2 protein-coding genes are annotated in these 1,908 nt (G+C 46.5%); one reads left to right on the forward strand and one right to left on the reverse strand.

Annotation, left to right across the window (positions count from 1 at the left end; all coding sequences use genetic code 11):
* Window positions 1–737 (forward strand): CoA ester lyase (locus ACESNI_RS13605; protein ID WP_373087744.1); only part of this gene is annotated, 737 nt, incomplete at its 5' end.
* Window positions 738–903: 166 nt separating this feature from the next.
* On the opposite strand, the gene ACESNI_RS13610 is transcribed toward ACESNI_RS13605, so the two are convergent.
* The coding region (locus ACESNI_RS13610; RefSeq protein ID WP_373087747.1) for an NAD(P)/FAD-dependent oxidoreductase at window positions 904–1,908 on the reverse strand (1,005 nt) is incomplete at its 5' end.

Consider the following 1,908-nt stretch of genomic DNA (forward strand, 5'->3'; position numbering starts at 1 on the left):
GACCATACAATTCCACTTGCTTCATCCCCGCCCTCTGCAAAAAGCAGAAAGCTTACCACTGGCGGATTTTTACTCCGGCCAACAACCAGGAAATCTGGCCGCTTCAGTGGTGGATAATTGCTCCGGCGTTCTCATGCGCTGGCGCTGACGGAATAGTACTCCCGAAAGTCGAACAGAATGACCAATTAATTATTGCAAATTGGCTTATTCATGAGATGGAGTGTCGTAGCGGTATTGAACCACAATCCCTCGAATTGATCGGACTAATTGAAACCGGAACAGCTTTCATTAATTTACCAAAAATTGGAAGAGGATTCTCCAGGCCTGTGCAGTTTGGGCTTGGCATAGGTGACCTTATTAGCGATCTTTCTCTAAAAATCGACTCAGACGAAACAACGATCAGTTATTTTCGCTCAGCTTTGGTCGCTGCTTCCAAAGCTGCGAATATTGCACCTCCAATTGATAGTGTTTGGCTGAACGTCAACGACGATGATGGTATGACTTCTTCGGTCAAGCGCGGCCGCAGCTTTGGATTAATTGGTAAATTTGTTCTTACAACACATCAGGCCCAGTTAGCGCAAGAGGCGATACAGCCAACTCAGGTCGAGATTGCAGAAGCACAAGTTATGATCGAAGCCTATGAAAACGCCAAAGCCCAAGGCGAAGCTTTTGCAATAATTAACGGCGAATTCATCGATGAACCCATTGTGCAGCGCTATCGTGAAATGTTGACTTAATAGCATTTTCATACATAAGCATCTGCTGAATGCAAAGGTTTTCTAATATGCGGCGTCACATTTAGTCAACTCCATTTCTACATAAAAATTTTTACTGACATGATGACTGTTGGATTACCAAAGTTTATCTTTTACAATTCAGGACGCATCCTTAGATGACAGCACTCTATATATGCAGTGGGATGCCCAAAGCAGACAGGCTTGCTTCTTGTATAGCCTCACTTCGGGTCGGGTGAGCATGAATGATGCTACTCATGTCCTCTAGACGTGCACACATCTCAATTGCTGTGGCAAAACTGGCAGACAAGTCAGAAATACCGACACCTGTCGCCTGAAATCCAAGAATTAGTCCGTTATCTTTGCGTGCGATGACCCGAACGAAACCGGTCTCCGTCTCTGTCGTCATCGCTCGGCCATTGGCAGCAAAAGGGAATTGGCCGACCTGGACATCGATACCTTTGTCTTTGGCTTCACGGGACGAGAGCCCGCAACAAACAATTTCGGGATCAGTAAAACATACTGCTGGAATACAAGCCTTATCCCAGACGCGAGGGTGACCGGCGATGCGTTCTGCGACTAGTTCGCCCTGTGCCATCGCACGATGTGCAAGCATCGGTTCCCCCGTGACATCCCCAATAGCATAAACACCACGCATTGAGGTTTCGCAACGATCATTAATTCTGATATATACACCATCCATTGTCAGGCCGAGAATCTCAATATTAGCGCTATCACTACGCGGGGTGCGACCGACGGCTACAAGAATAAGATCGGTTTCCAGTTCTGCTACAGAACCAGCGGTTTCCGTTATCAAGTTACCGTTTTCAAGACCTTTTGCTTTAGTTTGGGTCAAAACAGTGATGCCAAGTGATTCAAGAGTTACTTTCACGGGCTTTGTTAGAGCTGCATCATATTGCGGTAGAATACGGTCGTCAGCTTCGATCACCGTAACAGCACTTCCGAGCTTAGCAAATGCTGTTCCGATCTCAAGTCCAATATATCCACCACCAACAACAATCATTTTCTTTGGCACCTTGTTCTGCGCCAAAGCCTCAGTGGAGCTGATAACCTTGCCGCCAAAGGGAAGAATGGGCAGTTCTATGGGAGTGGATCCTGTGGCAATAACAACGTTCTCAGCACGAATGGTTTTAGTCCCTTCCAACGTATTAAC

The sequence above is a fragment of the Sneathiella sp. genome, assembly GCF_041689005.1.
Lineage (GTDB): Bacteria > Pseudomonadota > Alphaproteobacteria > Sneathiellales > Sneathiellaceae > Sneathiella.